Here is a 19,525-nt window from a genome sequence, read left to right on the forward strand (position 1 = left end):
CTTAAAGCCTAAATAATTACTGATTGACAAGTAAAAAATTAATAACTCAGACTTACGATCTGAAAAAATATTACCAAAATGAAATTACCAATAGTAGCCTACGGAGATCCGGTTTTAAAGAAAGTAGGAACTGATATAGAAAAAGATTACCCTGAATTAAAGGAACTAATTGCCAACATGTTTGATACCATGTATTATGCAAATGGTGTTGGTTTAGCTGCTCCACAAATTGGTTTGCCAATCAGGCTGTTTATTGTTGATACAGGTGTAGATGATGACGGAAATCCAGGCTATAAAAGAGTTTTTATCAATGCGCAGATTTTAGAGGAAACTGGCGAACCCTGGTTTTTTAATGAAGGCTGTTTAAGTATTCCTGATATTCGCGAAAATATTTCACGTAAGCCAAACATTAAAGTACACTATCTGGATGAAAACTGGGTGGAACATACCGAAGATGTAGATGGATTAGCAGCCCGCGTAATTCAACATGAATACGATCATATTGAAGGTAAATTATTTACCGATAAAGTAAGTGTTTTACGTAAAACGATGCTTAAAAGCAAGCTAGATGCCATCTCAAAAGGAAACATCAAAACGGATTACAAAATGAAATTTCCGAACAAGAGCAAAAAAAGATAAATAAAAAAGGAGCAACGAAAATTTGCTCCTTTTTTGTTGAGGCTAATTTTAATTCCGTGCTACTTGAAATACTCATATATCCACTAATGAAAGTATTTATTCAATGAATATCTTTTTCATATAATATTTTTGAGATACATTTTTTATTGGCATATTGGGATGAATTTCTAAATTATGCGTATTCTACTTAGACTCTTCCCATCTTAATTAACTTATGTTGACCTTTATAAATCTATCTTTTTGCCTCTTTCAAAAATCTGAAACCTAATTAAGTTTAGATTTCGCATCCCAACTTCCTATCGATTACATATACTATAGAAAATGTGGGATTACTTCAATAATTAACATTAAACCATCATCTCGCTCTCAATGAAAAAGAAGATTTACACCTTTTTTCTGATTTTACAAGCCGCCATTTCTCTAAAAGCGCAAGATCCTGCTAATAAATTTCGCATGGATATCATTCAACCCTCACCTACCGCTGCAAACTTGGCAAAATATGGTGATATACCTGTAACAATGTATCTGGGACAGGCTAATATTTCTTTACCAATATTTAATATTGATGGCGGTGATATTAACCTCCCAATAAGCCTAAGTTATAACTATACCGGGCTAAGACCTAATGACCAAATAGGTTGGGTAGGAATGGGCTGGTCTCTTCTGGCTGGTGGTGTGATAACGGTTAATGTAAGAGGAATTCCTGACGGTAGCGCCTCTGCTGGGAAAAATTATGAACAGATCGTGGATTCACTTACAAAAGCTACTCCAGTAAACCAAACTATCCTTTCAGAAACCGCAAAAAGTGCTACTTATGAGAGCCTGATATGTATAGTTTTAATTTTGCAGGATACTCAGGAAAATTTATCAAATTTAAGGGTAAGTTTTACTGTTTTCCGGCAAGCAAACTAAAAATAGAGGGCACTGCAGATAATGGGTTTATCATTACCGCAGAAAATGGGAATAGGTATGAGTTTTACGCACCTGAGTTGACCCGTCAAAAGACTGTCCCTGAAGTACCTTCGTTTGGAAGTTTTGTTTCTTCATGGTATCTCACCCGCATAACCAATGCAGCTCAAACTGAAGAAATCAGATTAAATTACATACAAGAAGGAAAGCTTGCCCAGTTTGGTGGATTTTCACAATCCTACCTTAAATATGAAGAAATAGGAAATCCAGCTGGAGATGGGCCTGCTCCCAGAGATCAACTTTATCCGATAACTGCAGACATGGCTACAACAGTAGAATGTCTAAGGCTTTCTAGTATCATTTCGGAAAAATATAAAATCACCTTTGACCCAGAAAGCACCCCAAGAGAAGATATAAGCGCTAGCCCTGCTCCATCTAATCTGTTATTTTATGCGCTAAAAAGCATCAGAATTGAGAATAGGATAGGAGATTTAGTAAAAAAAATTAAACTTGATCATGGTTACTTTGGAGCTGGACTTTCGAAATACCTTAACCTCCTAGCACTCAAGGAATATAATGTAAGGTCATTGGGCGCTTCAACGGTAGTGACTGATTCTCTAGTTCATACTTTTGATTACGAAGACGGTCCTTTACCGATTAAAGGGCATCCGACAGGGATTGATCATTACGGATATTATAATGGTGTGATATCTTCAAATCTTATTCCTGAAAAAGTAATTCAGGGTGGTGTAACAATTCCAATGATGCCAGGCGGAGCAAACCGTGAACCCTCATTCATTCCTGCCAAAAGTTGCGCATTAAAGAAGATTCACTACCCAACTGGTGGGTATTCTGAATTTATATATGAAAGCAATCAGATTGAGACTGGCAATTTTCTTTCCACTGAACAAAGTATGTCATTATCGGTTTACCGTAGTATCCCAGATGATTTTTCTGAAATAGATTCATTAAAGCCCTTTCATCTAGATGGTGATCAAAAAGTAAATATATGGTACGCAAGAACTGGTAAAGCACCTATTTCAATGGATAGTGTGGCTAGAGAAAATAAGAAAGCTGAGGTATTTGTTTATAAGCTTGAAAATGGCATTCAAACTCTTGTTTATACTGTCGGTCCGTATAGGTCGGCAATCAATTCTGGACAAAGCGTAAATGTTGATCTTTCAGCTGGTGATTATATATTCAGGGTACATTGTGATGAAACTGAGGATAAAATAGATTTACAGGTTACCTACAACAATCAAACTAATATTCCCAATTTAATGGATGCACATGGGATAAGGGTACAAAAGATCATAAACCATCCAGTTTCTGGTTCAACAATTGAAAAAAGCTATAAATACCTCCATGGAAAAGGGCTGCTACCCACTTATAATAATACTTCTCTAGCTGTATACTTCCCAATCATAGCAGCCGCAGGGTTCTATAGATGGCTGAAACATACATTGATGACTTCTTCAATTGCTGAAGGACAGGGGATGGGTACTCCTTATTTTTATTCTACAGTAATTGAAGAAACTTCTTCTTCGTCAGGAACCAAGTTGAGATCAATATATGATTATAGAAATTTCGATAATGAAATTAGTTATGCCGGAATAAAGCTAGTTAAAAAGATAGATTACAAGCATTTAAACAACAATTTTATTCCTCAATCTAAAGTTGAATATACCTACAATACAGATGTACAAACATATTTTACGGCAGTTAAACCTCCATATAAAAATACTCAGGGTGAACCTCAATACCTTACGCACTATTTATATGATGGGTATCAGCTAATGTCTGGATGGGACCAAATCAAGTCAGTAATTGAAACTTCCTACGATGGAGATTCTATCAAAGTTATCACTGATAATACTTATAATCCTATTACAAACAATCTCCTTTATACTAGAAAAAAGCTCTCTAACGGAACAGAGTTAATTGAAAAATACAAATATGCTTCGGATTATTCGTTGCCAGCCGAATCATCGCTGGCGGCAGCAAATATGGATGCGAAGATAGAGACCCAAGTCTGGAAGAAAACCTCATTAACCGATTCAGTAATTACCTCAGGAACAATAAATCAATTCGATGCACAGAAGTTCAAACCAATAAATATTTATGCACTTAATACTAAATCCATATTAAGAACACTAAATAATGAACCACTCAATGGGCAAGGAAAATACACCACTTTAGTCAGCGACAGCCACTATGAGAAGAAGGTAAGCTATCAATATAATAGTTATGGCAAGCTTGAAAAGCAACATGTGGCAGCTGCTATTCCAATATCCTATAAGTGGGGTTATGAGGCTATTGATCCTGTTGGCACAACAAGCAGTAACAAAAGAAATCATCCAATCGCAGAATGTAGGAATGCAGAACCAGATGAATTTCTAGTGGAAGATTTTGAGGATAACCTAGTGGAGCAATTAGGCACTGCTCATACTGGCTTAAGATGCCATGTGGGCAACTATACCGTAAATTGGACTTTGCCGAACCAACGTTCATATCTAATTTCTTATTGGTATTTATCTGGGTATTCTTGGCTTTTCATGGAAAAACCTTATGTAGGCCCACAAATGATTTTGACAGATGGTTCTGCCTATGATGACATTAGAATACATCCAACTGATGCTCAAATGACCACTTATACTTATAAAACAGGAGCAGGTATTACCACATTAACCGATACTAAAAACTTGGTGAATTATTATGAATATGATGGTTTTAACAGGCTGCTCAACATCAAAGATGATAAGGGCAATATCATCAAAAACTTTGCTTACAACTACATGAATAGAGCCGCAGTTTGGACAGATACACAGTCTTACTGTCAGATTGATCAAGCTGGTAACAATACGGGTGAACAGCGAATGATTCAAACCGACTCCAATCCTCTTAGCGTTAGTTACGGAACAACACGTACGATTTCAATAGGATTTACATTCGTATGCCCTACACCAGTATATGCAAAAATGATTATTGAATCTTTAACCGTCGATTATAGCTATGGCTATAATATTACTGTATCAAAGTACAGAGCTCATCTTTTCAGCAATCAGGACTGCACGATTCCTTATGTGGCTACAAATACAATGAATATAAATTGTAAAGTATTTTATACTAATGAATATGACAATGGTGATCCCAGCTCAACACAAACGCAATATTCTGTGCTTAATATTCCAGCGGGGGGAAGCCTATCAAACTATATTGAGGTTATTTCAGGTTGTAGCCCACCATTAGAATTCCGTTTGGCGCTAAAGTCTTTGAGCAGTTCTGGCACATTAAAAGCATTAAACGATAATGTGACTACAAATTCTAACAATAAAAGCCAACAGTTTAACAAGGGTGAAGCTCCTGGTGGTGGAGGTGATGATCCGAAACCTGCAACCACTTGTACAAGTTTCACCATTTCAGTAGAACCAGGTACTGGATATATCAGAGTAAATTGATTATTAAACTTACGTGCTATTTTTGATTATTCTGACAGAGTTCTTCAATTAAATGTTAGCTTCGTTAAAGCATATAAGGCTTTCGTAAATTAATATTCTATACAATGAATAAAGAACAATTATTTTGGAATTGGTAAAGCAAATGAAGACAAGTATTTTTTTCTTAATCAGATTAATGATATAAATGAGAAAGAAAGAATTTTAGATGACTTCCTTGATCATTTACACAAATATTGTGATAAATTGTTCTTTGAAATAGGAGGCTACCCAAATGATAAGCAAGACCTTATCATTACCGCTGATGGCAACAGTGCTTTTTTTAATAAAGTAGAACTTCTTGTAAATCAAGCACCATTATTAGCACACTGGAATGTAATTGCCCTTAAGCCTGCGATGGGAAATGGTATTATTGAATACAATGGAGCTAAACTTGATCCAGAAATGATGTACTTTATCCCTCTCAGCAATAAAGCATCTCAAAAAATCGGACTGAGAATATATATACAGAATTACAATTTAGATAATCAAAAAGATTTTTTAACAGCAGCATATTTAGTTTTGGATACTATTTTAGGCGAAAAATCAAATGCTTTGGACATTGGTCATGTAGAAATAGAAAACCTATCCCTTACTTCAGAAAGGGATGAATTAATTGAATTTATTAAACTTCCCAGATATATCGCATGGAAAAAATCAAGGAAATAAGCTTAAGTATTTGAAAGACTTTTTATTTCTTCCATCGTATGAGAAAAATGTCTTTTATTAGTGAATGCAGCATATTCAAGGCCAACACAGGGTGTCATATCCCCATCCTTTATATCAGTGCCTACAAATCTTATATCTTTTAAAGAGACTATGTTTTTTATAAATTTTATTGACGATATAACTCCACAGTTATTATAAGCCAAAGTGCTTAAATGAGATAATTTTTCGGCATATTCAGGATTTTTTATTGCTTTACAGTGATCAAAAAATAAATAGGTTAAACTTTCACTACTCGCTTCTAAACAGCATAAGTCTTCTAACTTATTGCAATAATAAAATTCTAATCTTTCAAGCTTAGGGAATTTCTCTAATCCATTTAAAGAACATATGGTAGATTGAACGAATTTTAATCTTTTAATCCATACAACACTTGGTAAATTTGAAAAGCCTTTATCTTTTGGATTGTACCCTCTAAGTATTAAAGTATCTAATTGCTTACATTTATCTATGTTTGAAAGCAGTAGACTCCAATCGATATTCAAGATTTTAAGAAGAGGAAAGACCGAAAAATCAATCTTCCTCTTTTTGCCTGTTATAAACAATGATTTCAAATTGTTTTGGCTATGAATTGCACTTATACTTTAATTCCATCTGAAATTTGTAACCGCTCTATGTTTGGATAGTTAGCAAGAAAATCTATATTTTGAAGTTCGTAATTATGCGAAATACTAATGATAACGCCACATAGATTATGATTGTTATAAATTCGCATGCACTCCTCTATATGATTTGAATTAACAATTATAGATATCTTTCCGTCAATCCCTTTATAAGCCTTAAATCCATCAATCTCAATTATTGCCATTTTTATTTTCGTTAAATTTATTTTTGTAATTTCTATCCACCTGCAAAAGCAAGACCAATTAACACAATTGTCCCAATAACTGCACCAATTGTTCCCGCGGGTTGTGGTTTAAAATTTAGAGGAATTATAGGCCTGACCCTTAATCCATGAATAGGATTGAGGGTTTTTATTGTTTAGAATGCATCAGTTATTTTTAACCTATCGGATTTCAAATTCGTCTTTATCTTTAATTCGAGATGACCTGCGGAACATCTCGAATAGCTGGTATTAAATACCGGAAAAACTTACCGCCTGGTATTTATAATTTGTTGAGCATCAGGTTCGATTTCTTGCATTTTAGGATTAGTTCGATCCTTTTTGGCATCTCCCGTCTGTTTACCCTTTTCAGGATCATTGCCCTTGATGTTTCTTTACCGTCTTGTCATACTTTTCAACTTGTCCATTTTCATAATCCCATTCAAGTATTCTACCATCCGGTAAAACCCATCTCTTTCTGTCGCTTTCAGGATTATATCTACCTTTTCCGGCCTTCGGAAATGCTTCTAATGTTGATGGCGCAGGGTTAATTTTGTCCACTGTAGCTATAGCAGAAGGGTAATTTATCTGCCAAAAAAATAATCTTGGTAAAAAAGCATAAATTTCGATATGTAAAATATTAATGTAAGTACCGATATAATTATTAATTCTAAATGTTTTTTTCCAAAATTAATTAAATAAAGAAAAAGCCAGTATGACAAAACATTCAGCAAGAAAAATATTATATTTAATAGTAATTCTGCTCTGAAATGGCTAGTTGCAGAACCAAATCCAAGCAAATATCCCACAACAATATATCCGACACTAAAAAATATTATTATTAAAATATAAAAAAATAATCTGAGAAATATTGAATTTTTCATTTAGTCTAATTTATGGTCACCTTAATACCTTATGCTTGCTTTTTTCTTACAAAATCATCAATAATTTTTTTATTATCCACCTTATTGTTTTGCCAAGATTTTAGAAATGCTCCTACGTCTTTTACAAAAGAAGCATTACTATGGGCTCCAAATGTACCCTCAACCTTTTCATTAGAAGAAAAAGCAGCAACTACACCTTCCATAGCATTCCCAGAAAGCTTATCTCTATCGTGATGGTGAGAAAATTCATTTACTCCATTTGGAACTGTAATATTTCCAGAACCGTGAGGTTAATTTTCACTACTAAATACCATAATTAATTCTTATCTTCAACTTATTTCATACTATATATGATATAGTATGAATCCTTCTATGCTTTCACTAAGAATAAAATCGTTATCATCGTCTGAGATATTTGAGCCATCAGCTGGGTCTAAGCTTAGATAAATCCTTTCATTTTTTTTAAAGAATTTTAAATATTCTACATTATAAAAATCATATTTATTGTTATGATAAAAAGAGTATTCATAAACATTATGAAAAACTAACACTACATCAGCGTTAATTCGGGACAATAAAAATGTGATAGAAATCCTAACGTTACCATCACTGCCTGTAATAATTATATCCTTTAATCTAGAACTAATTAAGCTTAAATCATTAACTAAATAATGTATAACATTCTCGTCTTCTCCTATTTTCTCCATATATCAATTTTAAAATTCTCCAAATTTGGGTGGTCTACCTGGTTGTCTAAACCCCTTACCAGTTGGTTTCTGCCTATTTCTCATATCATTAGTACGATCCAGCAAGGGAGGTAATTCATCATAGCAATAAGGCTTAAGCTTACTATAATCATCTCCAGTTAAGGCAACACTGTATTCAAACAAGTCAAAGGTAAAGGGTATTTCATTATCTAAAAACTCTTTGTTTTTATTATAGAGATTCTTTTCAATAAAGTAACTCATTCCATCATCAAACATAAATCTCTCGTTAGTCACTTGATCAAGAAAGAGTTCTTCAAATTTTTGATAAGGGATATTAGAAATGTTTATAAATCAAAAAACAAAATTCGATCCTTTTAAAACAACTTCCAAGTGAACTTGATAATAATACTTTTTCTTCATTCTTTTTCAATTTTTCATTAACTATTATGCGCCAGAAAGTGCCAGACAAATAAGCAAAATTGTACCTACAACAGCCCCAACAGTTACTGCGGGGTGGGGTTTAAAATTTGAAGGAATTATAGGCCTGACCCTTAATCCATGAATAGGGTGGAGGGTTTTTATTGTTTTGAATGCATCCATTAGTTTTAACCCATCGGATTTCAAATCCGTCTTTATCTTTAATTCAAGATGACCGCCGGAACATCTCGAATAGCTGGACTCCCACCAATCTCCCCTGCAGCAATACCTCCTGACGCAAATGCTGCACCTATTTCCCCTCCAACTTCTGCTGCTTTAAGTGCAGACAGCATACCTCCCAAGGCATTTTGGAAATCGCTCCATTTTGAGCCAGCGGTTAATGGCATTGCGCTTGCGGTAGCGGGGGCACAAGTCGAAACTTGCGCTAGGGTTTATCGAGTTATAAACCTTGCTCCATATAGGAGGGGTGCCAACCAAGGACTAAAGTTTTTGATGGTGCTTTTTTATGTAATTATAAAAACCATCATCTGTATTGACCATAATTGTCCCCTCTTCTTTTCGGCCCTCATTTTTATAGAGGATTGTTTTATTCTTAGTGTCAATTTTTATGGTATCGCCAATTGTCATTGCGTTGACAACGATATCATATATTTCTATTTTGCCATTTTTAATTATACAATAATAATAATCGTTTTTTGAACGAGGGTCATAATTTTTGATATTCGAATTTATTATCTTTAAATCTGCAATGCCAAATCCATTATAGCCTTTAACTTTATCAACCTTATAAACAATGCCTGTCAATTGCAAGTTTAAGTCCTCAAGAGTTGCCTTATTCAACCTAGTTTCGGTTTTAAGATTGAAATAAAGAGAAATTAAAATAATTATTATACCAGCCAATAGAACATAAAATACTCTTTTCATAATCCTGTGAACTATTTTGTCAAATAATTTATTATTCCAGTGGCAATGGGATTTTGTTGGTTAAAATACCTATCGGCAAAACTACGCTTTGCAGTAGGTATTTCGCTGTTAAGAAGTTTAGAATTGGAAATACCCTTATTTACTGACCCTGCATTTACACTTTCTCCAACCCCCGCAGATACACCAACTGAAATGCCTTTCCAGCCTGAAGTCATACTGAACCCAGATACGTTGAACCCACCACCGACAATTGCCTTTAGGTCAGCAGATACCCCAACAGAACTTGTTTCACCTTCAAAAGTACTCGGACGCATCTGAAAGTCATTCTTTGCGTCAGTATTTACTGCAACAAAGAAGTTTACTCCGCCAGCAGCAGAAATCCCTTCCTGAGCACCTACGCTTGCTGTTGAAGAAAGCCCCGCAAAAGAGTAGTTATAACCCCCATATGTTTTATTCGTGAAGTTAACGACGCTAATTTCTGCAGCACCCGAAGCACCTAAACCCGCTGCCCCACTTGCTGATACACTTTCCGAATAACCTACTGCATAGTGGCTACCGTTGGTAACTTTATCTAAACCAATATTTATAGTTTTGTTTGTTTTTAAATCAACTGGGACATTATATTTAAAATCTTCGCCTGGTGCCTTTATCCTCCATTCTTTTTTATCCGCCCCTGTTAAAATTATATCACTTGGCATCATCCCATCGGGGTCTATAAACCGTATCGGATTTCCAAACGCATAATTGTATGGACTGAAATTCCAAATCCGTCTTTATCTTTAGTTCGAGATACCCTGCGGAACATCTCGAATAACTGGAATATGAAAAACCCTTAACTTAATGACATTGACCTTGCAGTAACGAGGGGCTACTTTCTATAGGTATCTCTATAGTCCAAGATAGCTTTTACTTCACCATCCTTATAAATAATCAACTCTAATGATCCTTTTCTCTTAGATAACGAGTCTCCTATTTTAATTTTATATTCCCACCTTCTAAAAATCTGATATTTATAACCGCTAGCCAATACAGCTATTTTAATATTGTGATTTTGCTTATCGAAATATAAAGAATCTACTTTGCCCGCAAAATTTTCAGCCAAATCACTATCCTTAATTACCTCTTCTGTTGTTCCGTCAAAAAAAACTAACCAGAAAAAAAAGCTAAATAGCAATATTACTGGAATAATGAAAATTGAATATAAGATGATTTTACTTGCTCTATTCATTTTTATAAAAGCCTTAAACTAATACACCCAAGTTCTGCCAATACTATACATTGCTGAAGCACCAACTTTCATGCCTTTAGTCAGAGAGGTTAACCCATCCTTCTGAATTACCCAATGCTCGTTGAACTTGATTAAGAGATTTCCCTTGCAATAAATTTGGATTTTCTAAAACATCTCGAATAGCTGGTCTTCTAATTTTCTATTTTGGCACGAGCAACACGCTCACAACGGATTAGCTAAAATTTCTTATTTACATCTGAGGACAGTTTAAAAAAGCGTTTATTGTTTATCATCATACTTTTTGATTTAATATCAATTTTTGATATAAATAATGGGTCAAGCTCGATTGGAGAACCAATTTGTCTTTCTTTAGGAATAGCTTTATCTACAACAAAAAGGTCTAAATCAGTACCAACTGCACCGGCTACAATATCCCCTCCAATAGACTCTGTTAAATGAGTAATTTTAAAAAATAACTGATTTTTATTAGTTCTAAATGTACCCTTTAAACTAATAATTTTTCTATTATCAGTCACCGGATCGAAGGTATAGATAAATTTTCCATCCTTAAACAATTTAATATTCTCAAGCAAGCCTGCTCCTACCTTTGGGGTAGACACCTGCCAAATCCCAACCAAAAAATCCTTTGGCATCACTGTATTACTCGCTGTTTGTGCGAATGATATATATATCCCTTGGAATAAAAAATAAAATATTAAGATTTTCTTTATCATATTTATTTTAATTAATTCTACTGCCAACTTTTTGTTTGTCTATAAGCCGGATAAATCAATTTCCCACCATAATTAGGCTGTGAATTCCAACTACTGCCCGAACCTGTAAGTTCTGTACTTGGTTTTACATTTGGACTTAGTATAAAATATTGAACCGAACTAACTGTTTTTTTACCGAATACAGATGGACCATTACCTGGCTCTGAATTCATAAAACCATTATTTCTACCAATGTTTGCCACCTCACCCTTACTTAAATTATCTCCAACCGAAAACGAGGCTATATGGCCGTGCCCACTTGGATTATCGTAACCCAAAAGAGACAATCCTCCATTTTTAGCAGTTTCTTGAGCAGTTTTTAGATCTACTGCTTGAAATAATGATGACTTTTCTAGAGTATTAACCATTGTGTTTGCCATTCCTTCTAAATTATACAAACTAGAACTCCCTGTAACAGTGCCTAAAGTTTTAAAGATATTCTGAGTTGCATAATTACAATACGTATCTGAATTAGGTATAAGAGACTTATTAGATGCATTAAGATTTTGTGCACCCTCTATTGCAGATGTCATATTAATATTATTAACGCCACCTTGGCTACTATCAAAACCTGAAAACTCATAGTGTTTAGACAAACCATTACCTACCTGAATAAACTTAGCATTCGATCCGTCTTCAATATGATTGACAAGTTTCCCGTTTTCGTCATAAAAATCCGAAGGGGGCGTAGCAAACATCCCATCAGGATCAATGAAGCGTATTGGATTATTGAATGCATAAGCATATGGATTAGTCTTTCTATCCTTCTCCGCCAGCGGATCTATAACATTCCACCTACCAATCACTGGGTCATAGAACCTTGCGCCGTAATCATATTGCCCTAACTCTTCCTGCAACTCCTTGCCATTATAAAGGTACTTGTTTAAACTTGAATTTGGAATACCCATCTTCCTTAATCCAAAAGCAAAATAATCGTCCCTTTGGATTACCTCTGCCAGTTGCCCGTTTGGATTCTTGTAAAAAGTAGCCCTCACATTACCCAAATGATCGGTCAGGTTGTATTCGTAACTGTAATCTGTTCCGTTTCTTCTCGCTACACCTTCCTCTGTCTGGATAAATTCTATCGCACCATTCGTATATTGGATGCCAGCTACATAATCGGTGGTGTTTGTTCCACTAACTTTCTTTAGTTTTTGTCCGGCGGCATTGTAAGTATAAGTGATGTTCTGGTTCCCGCTTACCTGTGTTGGCAGGTTCAGGTAGTTGTAGTTCAGGTTAATCCCTTTTTGGCTATCGCTCTTTAAATTCCCGTTTTCATCATATACATAACTACTATTGGTAAAACCACTAATCTGTGTCAGTTGGTTACCTGTATAACCCGTATAATTGTTTGTCCCAAAGTTATCACGGCTCAGGCTGGTAATGTTACCCATAACATCATAACTAATCGCCTCGCCAAGGTTAGGGGAGCTTGCATTGGTTAAACGGTTTAACCTGTCGTAGCTATAATTAAAGGTATTGATGGCTGGATTATTCCCTGGCCCCCATAACTGGTTGCTGATGTTACCATTGTACTGGGGGACCACGTTTATAGCATCCTGATAGTTTAACTGAATGCTGAACTGATCGGAAATACTGCTTTTTAACCAGCCCCTTTCGTTATAGGCAAATTTGGTGTTTTGTAAAAAGGTACTGCCTCCATCTACACTGTGGCGGTTCTTTTGTTGCAGTTGCCCCAATTCATTATAATCCAGTTTGCTTAAAAGTACTTCACCTTTATTGTTGATGTTTTCAAAGGTGCCGAGTTTCCTGCCCATATGGTCATATTCATAGCGGTTGGCAATTGTTGTGGTTACTCCGCTTGCTACATGGGTACGGGTACTGGCTGTGAGTTCGCCGGCAAAGTTGTAGGTATTGTCTACTACATCACTTCCGCCTAAATGGTTTTGACTTTTGCTTTGCACAACCCTTCCTTCTTCATCGTAATAGTTTACCGTAAGCAGCTGGCTGCTACTACCCAGCGTTAAAATACGGCTCCCGGTTTGTAATCCTTTGGTACGCCCGCCATTTACCTGGCTTACTCCACTTGGTTGCCCAAATGTATTGGCCAAAAAATCATAATCATCGTAATAATTAATACTGTAATAGGCACTGATACTTGCCGTTGGAAGGGTCTGGTTGGTATAACCCGTATTTAAACCATTGCTGTTGGCGTTATCCCGTTTCTCCCATAAAGGCTGGTTTGAAGCTACTTGGCTGTCAACCGATGCCTGCAGTGTTAGCCGCTCACCGCCTCCTGTATATAAACCGCTTAATATTACACGCCCCAAAGCATCATACTTGGTAAACAACCATTCTTTTGGTGATTTAGCTGCTTGTACGGCATCCTGACTGAATACCACCTGATCTAGGGGGTTATAAACCATGTATTCCCATCCCTTACCTGGAATCTTCTTTTCAACTAAACGTTTACGTCCATCATAATGATAGCCATAAATAAAGTTGTTAAAGCTGGTATCGCTTTCAGTGAAAGAGCTAACCGGGCTTTGCCCGTTTTCATTTACTGCAGGAGGCAATACATATCTTAAGTTGCCGTAATCATCGTAAACGTAATACGTAGAAAGGCTTTTGCTGTTGGTTTCCCAAGTCCTTTTTAATACCACATGGCCTTCAAAATCTTTAAACTCTTCAACCGTGCCCATCTTATCATCTGCTGGTTTCCAGTTCTCATCTTTAGAGATCGTTTTATATAGTTTGCCAGGTAGGTAAACGCCTGCACTTGCCCCGTTATCGGCCGCGTTTATCGTCCAGAGTTTAACTTCGTTCAATGCATTTGTTCCATAATCCATTTTTACCGTATGCCCCGCTAAACTGTTTGGTGCAGGTTGCCAGTCTAATCCTGGAGCACCTTGCTCCAATACCCGGTTTAAGGGGCTGGCCTCAAATACCGTTTGGCTAAAGGGTGTAGAGATAACCGGGATGCCGCTTGTGGCAGGCTGGCTGGTGTAAAAAGAAGCTTGCCCGGTTAAAGCATCAGCCCGGTAACTGCCGTTGCTTCCTGTACTGGAGGCATAGGGCAGATACTTAAATTGTTCACGTCCAAAGGCATCGTAAACCACAGGCTGCACCAGATCTTTCCCTGTAGGGCTGCCTTGCACCGTAACAGTTTGTAGCGGGCGGCCCAAGCCATCAAAGTATTGGATGGTTTGATTTTCATCGCATACCAGTCTTGCGTTACCCAACGTGGCTTCGGTTACGCCACGCTGTTTAAATATTCGGGTTAAAACATAGTTTTGGTTGCTGCTCGGTAAGGAGACCAAAGAGAAACAGTTCTGCAGGCTTTTCCCAGTCGTATAAATACGAACGTTACCTGTAGCATGGAAACCGTCGGTTAAGGTTACACTTAAGGGGGCGGTAATCTCTGCCTCACCATTATAAGTACTTACTATTTTATGATCTTGCGCTTTTAAGCCAAAACCACTGAGCAGTAAAAGAAGAACGGAGCTATAATTTAAATATCTTTTCATGAGGCACTAATTTTTATAATGGTAGGTATTGTTTTTGATGATATTACCATTTTGGTCTTTGACATTTTTTAACCGCTGAAATTCATCATACTCATAATAAGTAGTAAGGCCTTTAGGGTCTGTTTGGCTCGTCATGCCAACCAAAGGCTTGTAAGTAAAAGTCGTGATTTGGGCGTCAGGCAAGCCATTTCTTAGAGGGACTAGAAAGGCTTTAACTTCTGCATCTGTAGGGTTAGAGTTGCTGAAATTATTAACTACAGTTGCACCTCCCAAAACATTCTCTACCGTAGCATAATCTGCATTCTTAATCTCGGCAATTGGGTATTGGGTATTGTAACTGTAAACATAGCTGAGCTTAGTGCCTGATGATTGCTGTATTTCTAATAAGTTTGCCTTATGATCAAATTTGTTGTAAACACTACGGTCTTCAAATCCCCCATCAGTTCTGGTATTTGTTTTAAGCACTTTAGGCAAGGTTAAACCAGTTAAAGGATCAACGGCGTAATCTGTTCTTGATATCTGTTTAACAGAGTTTTTCTCTGTTGTTTGTTCCAAACTCTGGTTTAACTGATGATTACTGATTAAATTGAGACGGGCAATCTCTTCACTACCTGTTAAACTTAAGTCTTGGGGGTATTTATTCTCAGAACTTAATGCCGTGCCTGTACTCGAAATGCTTGTTGTTTTGGTTAATTGATAATGAACCGGGGTTTTATCATATGTGTAATTCTCGGTTTGAACCAATGGATTTAAAGGATTGTCATAGGAGGTTGTCACTTTTGATTTCAATTTATCAAAACCTGTATATCGTTTAAAATAAGGGACATTGGTATAGTAATCACAGGTTAGTGAAGGTATACCACCACTTGTTGGCACCCCCTGATTTGACATAATATGGTTATTAAATGGGCTGTAATAAAAATATACGCAGTTATGCTCTATTCCATCAACACCTCCAGTAGAATCATAAAAATCTTCAGGGAATGAACTCGCGCTGTAAAGGTATTGTCTAACATACGATTGGAAACTAATAAAATCTGTATTAATTTCCTCTACGTAATCTTCTGCACTCTCAACATTACCTGCGTATGGTGAAACAAAGTAATATTCATAAATCTCCTTTTTAATAGGAGCCCCCCCCTTATAATATGTCTTATCAAGCAACTTACCCCTTGCCCATTCCTTGGGCTCATAAATCCAAGTATTATTTTGCTTATGGTATTGGCTAAAATATGCTTGATCGTATGAGAATCGATTATTTGTTCTTGTATTATTTTGTTCATTTTGAAAATCAATATCATATTCGTCCACATATTCATAACCTGTAAAAGACCCCGATGTACTTTCCAAAGGAATAATAGAATTAGAAGAATAATCTATACTAAAGTTTACATTTTTATAAATATTAGAGATATCAACTGTACTTGTTACCATTTTGTACTGGATATATTGAGGCAAAGAAACTATCCTTCCTGAACTAAAATTTGATATTGTTGCGTCTGCATAGGGATTAACGTATAAATAACCCTTCCTCTTAGCCAAATTATTTTCAGACGTATAATAATTTATATTCTTAATTCTTAGACCACCTACATTAAGCCTCTTAGTAGATTTATCTAATTCTCGCCATTTTACAACGAAGCTCAGATTATAAGGCTGATTGTCTGCTGGAGTATTAGCTTGATTTAAATATGTCATAGCCACAGTCATCTCATAGTCCCCACCAGTCAAGTTTACAAAGCCCTCATCAGTTCCATTTCTTAAGGAAGAGGTTCCAGATGGATAATCAACTTGCGTAGTATTAAAAGTCCTTACAAGCGTTCGGCTATTATCTAGGTTAATTTTTTCCAGAGTAAATTGAACATTATCTGCATAATATGGAGTATTCTTTTCGAGCTCAGATATTCCAAAATTAGTATAAATTGTCCAGTTGTTAGAAGTAGTATTATATTTAGATCCAGAAATTGTAAACTTTTTACGGAAATAGCGAATTCCATTTTTAATCTCGTCAGGATCGGGATAGTTTGACCGTCTACTGTAACTACTTACTGAAATTGCAGCCCGTTTCTCTATAAAATTATCATCCTGATATGTTGCAAGCAATTCGTTAGGCTCACCCCATAAACCCGCTGTATTATTTTCATAAACATACTCTGTTTTTCCTCCCTCAGGGTAGATTATGCTTTTTAGCGAAAATACTTGACTATATTCAGGTTTAACACTCCTGTCTCCACCTACAAATTTTGGATCCAAATTAGGAATAAAACCATACTTTTTAACATTATCCATCCCGTTATAGAATCCATAGTGATCTTGAGAAAAAGAATATTTAGATGGGATCTTATCTACTGAATAATAATCAAAAATATAATTTAATGGTTGTGACTTCGGAGCAATTATACTTATGCTTTCTAATTTAAGCCTCTTGTATCTATAATCATCCGATATTTTGACACTACCAAAAGGATCTACAACACCAAGCACATCAAAAGCACTTCCGGAAAAATAGCTGTAATTAAACTTTATAGTCTTTATTATTTTATCGAAGTTATCATAAACATTAATCTCACTAAGTGCTTTGCCAGGCATGTCTGCTCTTAAGGAAACTGAGCATTCTAATCTTCCTCCTGGAAATGTTATCGTTTTTAAATAGCTATCGCCTAAAATCGGATTTGATATAGAAGTACTTCCATCAGAACCCCATGTATTTATTTTATATTTTTGTCCATTGATTTTATAAATGCTATAGTCATAATTTTCGTAAGAATAGCTTATACTATCATTGTAATTGTTTTTAATTGCCCTGATTTTCCAACTGTTTGTAATTCTTTTATTTAAGTTCATTACTTGCATATCAAATGAGGTACTTCCTTCTTTACCAAAATCAATAGATACACCATTAGGCAACTTTAAGTTCCAAAAAAAAAGTTTTTTAGGGCTTCCAAATGAATTTAATGGTCCATCAAATTTGCTAACAGTAATATCATCTTTAGGATACATAATAAACCTGTTCTGATTTTGACTGAACATAAATCGTCCCGAATACCCTAAAGCGGAATAATAGAATTCGTCTGGCATATAATCGGATCCACCGAATTTAGCTAGATTAATAGCCTCAATGCGTTGATTTTGAATACTAGTTGTAAAGTCAGGAGATCCAATATTAGGCATTTGCATAAAACTATTAACACTTAGTGCTGAGTTATTTAATCCTTCAAAATAGTAGTATTCATCAGGTATCCCCCTTGTTTTTCTAGAAATTTCGCCACCATAACTTAAATTCCATCCCAAGCCCACCCATGTAGCTTCTTGATCTACCCTTACGCCTCCGGCATGATAATCTAACTTAATCGGCACAGATACTCCCTTAATATTGATTTCGTATAACGGAATGCTTATATTAGGTACCCCGGTATACAACGATACTGGCGTTTCCATAGAGCGATTAAATGCTGTAACTTCTGGCGTACTAAAATTAACTTTTGTAGGTACTGTTTGTGCCAGTACAGAGACATTAAATAATATTGAAACAAAAATGATTTTACTTATCTTTTTAAGGAGCTCAACCATTTTTACATTATTGTATCCTAACTTATTAATTTTCTTCACTTTTTGGAGTTTGAGTATAACATTTTTTTTTGAATAAAATACAGGCTGACTTAGCATCTAATTAGTCATTAGCTTTCAAGCAGATTCGCTGAAAATTTTAATTAATTTGAGATACAGGTATACTATCTTAAGCTACGCACAAACCAGGAAAGATTTGAGAAAGTGCTTTCAATAAAACTAGTTCAAATTGATTTCGACTATTCGTAGTCATGTCAGATTGGAATAGAAAAAAGATTTGGAAATCCAATTTTCTAAATTTCCATGGATTGAGCGTTAAGATATTCATCTGTGTCTTAAATTAATTTTTAATATTTAATTTGGGGATGATTTAGCTAAGATAGCTGTTGACTTAGACAAAACCTAAATACAAATAAATATTTTTAAATCTACCCAAACAACGCAGTAAAACGAGTAGTATTATTGTCTATAATAAAAGTCAAAACTATACTACCAATTCAATAAGATAAGCCTCTCTAGCATGCAACCAGTGAGGCTTATAAATTAAATTTTTAAATACCAGGAACGTCTGGCCCCTCTATATTTATTACCTTTGAGCTACTTCTATTACCCAAATCAATTACAATACGGGCAGTTTTATAATCATTGGCAAATTTTACATGTTCATCCTCCCAAATTCCCATCAACCTATCTAACTTGTAAAATGATAGCCTAAGCTCATTAATCAGGCTAACAATAGATTTGTTTTGGCTTTTTCTATCTGTGATAACCAAACGAGGCTGATCTTTATTGTTTTCGTAATCATCAATAAAGCGTTTAAGCTTATTGTATTCATCTTCGGTAATGCCATACTCTACAAGCTCGGGCTGGAATTTCAAAATAGCATCGGCTATTGTTTCTAAAGCAGCGGCAAGCTGTTGATTGG

The 19,525-nt window shown here is 35.5% G+C and carries 17 protein-coding genes; 4 read left to right on the forward strand and 13 right to left on the reverse strand.

Going from position 1 to position 19,525, the window contains the following annotated elements; translation table 11 throughout:
• Positions 1-78 precede the first annotated feature (78 nt).
• From def to EHC72_RS20310, 4 genes are all read left to right on the forward strand, one after another.
• Complete coding sequence (def, locus tag EHC72_RS20295; protein ID WP_131539549.1) at positions 79-639, forward strand: peptide deformylase; 561 nt, start codon at positions 79-81, stop codon at positions 637-639.
• Positions 640-1,008: 369 nt separating this feature from the next.
• The gene (locus tag EHC72_RS20300) at positions 1,009-1,551 is read left to right on the forward strand and encodes a hypothetical protein (RefSeq protein ID WP_131539550.1); all 543 of its coding nucleotides are present in this window, start codon (positions 1,009-1,011) and stop codon (positions 1,549-1,551) included.
• Positions 1,467-5,006: a hypothetical protein gene (locus tag EHC72_RS20305; protein ID WP_131539551.1), complete on the forward strand. Its 3,540-nt coding sequence runs from the start codon at positions 1,467-1,469 to the stop codon at positions 5,004-5,006. Before EHC72_RS20300 ends, EHC72_RS20305 begins: the two co-directional genes overlap by 85 nt.
• A 243-nt stretch (positions 5,007-5,249) precedes the next feature.
• Positions 5,250-5,711 (forward strand): hypothetical protein, encoded by a 462-nt coding sequence (locus EHC72_RS20310; protein ID WP_131539552.1) that lies wholly within the window; start codon positions 5,250-5,252, stop codon positions 5,709-5,711.
• A 2-nt stretch (positions 5,712-5,713) separates the two neighbouring features.
• Here EHC72_RS20310 and EHC72_RS20315 read toward each other — a convergent pair whose 3' ends face one another.
• From EHC72_RS20315 to EHC72_RS22810, 13 genes are all read right to left on the reverse strand, one after another.
• Positions 5,714-6,253, reverse strand: a complete 540-nt coding sequence (locus tag EHC72_RS20315) for a leucine-rich repeat protein (protein WP_165585894.1) — start codon at positions 6,251-6,253, stop codon at positions 5,714-5,716.
• Positions 6,254-6,345: 92 nt separating this feature from the next.
• A complete protein-coding gene (locus tag EHC72_RS20320) occupies positions 6,346-6,576 on the reverse strand; it encodes a hypothetical protein (RefSeq protein ID WP_131539554.1) in 231 nt (76 codons plus the stop codon).
• 390 nt (positions 6,577-6,966) lie between these two features.
• Positions 6,967-7,152 (reverse strand): colicin E3/pyocin S6 family cytotoxin, encoded by a 186-nt coding sequence (locus tag EHC72_RS23330; protein ID WP_165585895.1) that lies wholly within the window; start codon positions 7,150-7,152, stop codon positions 6,967-6,969.
• A gap of 352 nt (positions 7,153-7,504) precedes the next feature.
• Complete coding sequence (locus EHC72_RS22805; RefSeq protein ID WP_165585896.1) at positions 7,505-7,678, reverse strand: hypothetical protein; 174 nt, start codon at positions 7,676-7,678, stop codon at positions 7,505-7,507.
• Between the two features lie 141 nt (positions 7,679-7,819).
• Positions 7,820-8,182 (reverse strand): hypothetical protein, encoded by a 363-nt coding sequence (locus EHC72_RS20330; RefSeq protein WP_131539555.1) that lies wholly within the window; start codon positions 8,180-8,182, stop codon positions 7,820-7,822.
• A 9-nt stretch (positions 8,183-8,191) separates the two neighbouring features.
• Entirely contained in the window at positions 8,192-8,476 is a 285-nt protein-coding gene (locus EHC72_RS20335) for a hypothetical protein (protein ID WP_165585897.1), read from the reverse strand.
• 624 nt (positions 8,477-9,100) lie between these two features.
• Positions 9,101-9,544: a hypothetical protein gene (locus EHC72_RS20340; RefSeq protein ID WP_131539557.1), complete on the reverse strand. Its 444-nt coding sequence runs from the start codon at positions 9,542-9,544 to the stop codon at positions 9,101-9,103.
• 11 nt (positions 9,545-9,555) lie between these two features.
• Entirely contained in the window at positions 9,556-10,245 is a 690-nt protein-coding gene (locus EHC72_RS20345) for a hypothetical protein (RefSeq protein WP_131539558.1), read from the reverse strand.
• Positions 10,246-10,412: 167 nt separating this feature from the next.
• A complete protein-coding gene (locus EHC72_RS20350; RefSeq protein ID WP_131539559.1) occupies positions 10,413-10,772 on the reverse strand; it encodes a hypothetical protein in 360 nt (119 codons plus the stop codon).
• A gap of 236 nt (positions 10,773-11,008) precedes the next feature.
• A complete protein-coding gene (locus EHC72_RS20355; protein WP_131539560.1) occupies positions 11,009-11,533 on the reverse strand; it encodes a hypothetical protein in 525 nt (174 codons plus the stop codon).
• Positions 11,524-15,033 carry a DUF6443 domain-containing protein gene (locus EHC72_RS20360; RefSeq protein WP_131539561.1) on the reverse strand — a complete coding sequence of 1,170 codons (3,510 nt, stop codon included), beginning with the start codon at positions 15,031-15,033 and terminating at the stop codon, positions 11,524-11,526. The genes EHC72_RS20355 and EHC72_RS20360 overlap by 10 nt, the downstream gene beginning before the upstream one ends.
• 6 nt (positions 15,034-15,039) lie before the next feature.
• Positions 15,040-18,642 (reverse strand): hypothetical protein, encoded by a 3,603-nt coding sequence (locus EHC72_RS20365; protein ID WP_131539562.1) that lies wholly within the window; start codon positions 18,640-18,642, stop codon positions 15,040-15,042.
• A gap of 509 nt (positions 18,643-19,151) precedes the next feature.
• The coding region (locus EHC72_RS22810; protein WP_165585898.1) for a hypothetical protein at positions 19,152-19,525 on the reverse strand (374 nt) is incomplete at its 5' end.

Source organism: Pedobacter nototheniae (assembly GCF_004335085.1).
GTDB classification, from domain to species: domain Bacteria; phylum Bacteroidota; class Bacteroidia; order Sphingobacteriales; family Sphingobacteriaceae; genus Pedobacter; species Pedobacter nototheniae.

Coding starts and splice junctions, on each gene's coding strand:
- def (WP_131539549.1), top strand. CDS start 79: ATGAAATTACCAATAGTAGCCTACGGAGATCCGGTTTTAAAGAAAGTA.
- EHC72_RS20300 (WP_131539550.1), top strand. CDS start 1,009: ATGAAAAAGAAGATTTACACCTTTTTTCTGATTTTACAAGCCGCCATT.
- EHC72_RS20305 (WP_131539551.1), top strand. CDS start 1,467: ATGTATAGTTTTAATTTTGCAGGATACTCAGGAAAATTTATCAAATTT.
- EHC72_RS20320 (WP_131539554.1), bottom strand. CDS start 6,576: ATGGCAATAATTGAGATTGATGGATTTAAGGCTTATAAAGGGATTGAC.
- EHC72_RS22805 (WP_165585896.1), bottom strand. CDS start 7,678: ATGGAAGGTGTAGTTGCTGCTTTTTCTTCTAATGAAAAGGTTGAGGGT.
- EHC72_RS20330 (WP_131539555.1), bottom strand. CDS start 8,182: ATGGAGAAAATAGGAGAAGACGAGAATGTTATACATTATTTAGTTAAT.
- EHC72_RS20340 (WP_131539557.1), bottom strand. CDS start 9,544: ATGAAAAGAGTATTTTATGTTCTATTGGCTGGTATAATAATTATTTTA.
- EHC72_RS20345 (WP_131539558.1), bottom strand. CDS start 10,245: ATGATGCCAAGTGATATAATTTTAACAGGGGCGGATAAAAAAGAATGG.
- EHC72_RS20350 (WP_131539559.1), bottom strand. CDS start 10,772: ATGAATAGAGCAAGTAAAATCATCTTATATTCAATTTTCATTATTCCA.
- EHC72_RS20360 (WP_131539561.1), bottom strand. CDS start 15,033: ATGAAAAGATATTTAAATTATAGCTCCGTTCTTCTTTTACTGCTCAGT.